A 554-nucleotide genomic window follows, 5' to 3' on the forward strand; every position below is an offset into this window, starting at 1 on the left:
CCGGGCAGGCCTCGCCGGCGACGGCCAGGGTGGCCAAGGCCGGCAAGCTGTCAGACGAAGGCAGGGCGGCGAGCGCGGTGGGCGGCAGGGTCACGTGGGTGATGCCGCGCTCGCGCAGCAGCTGCAGCAGCGGCAGCCCCGGCATCAGCGCCTCGCGCGGCGCCAGGTGCAGGCTGGCGCCGCGGCACAAGGCCATGGCGCACTCGGAGAGGCAGGCGTCGAAGCTGAAGGAGGCGAACTGCAGCACGCGGCTGTGTGCCTGCACGTCGAACATCTCGATCTGGGCCCGGGCCAGGTTGGCCAGGCCGCGGTGCTCGACCATCACGCCCTTGGGGCGGCCGGTGGAGCCGGAGGTGTAGATGACGTAGGCGAGGTGCTGGGGGCCGAGGCCCAGTTCGGCGGGCAGCAGGTTGGCATCGGGCTGCTGCGCGATGCGATCAGCCTCGCGGTCCAGCATCAGCACAGGGGTGTCGCCGGCCGGCAGCAGGTGCTGCTGTGTGAGCAGCAGGCGAGGGCGGGCGTCTTCCAGCATCGCGGTCAGGCGCTCGGTGGGG

General features: G+C 72.9%; 1 protein-coding gene. It reads right to left on the minus strand.

The genetic code is table 11. The features are described 5' to 3' along the window. Positions 1-554: AMP-binding protein (locus OOT46_RS30695; protein ID WP_265407416.1), on the minus strand; the 554-nt coding region annotated here is incomplete at both ends.

This window comes from Aquabacterium sp. A7-Y (assembly GCF_026153205.1).
Classification (GTDB): Bacteria; Pseudomonadota; Gammaproteobacteria; order Burkholderiales; family Burkholderiaceae_C; genus Caldimonas.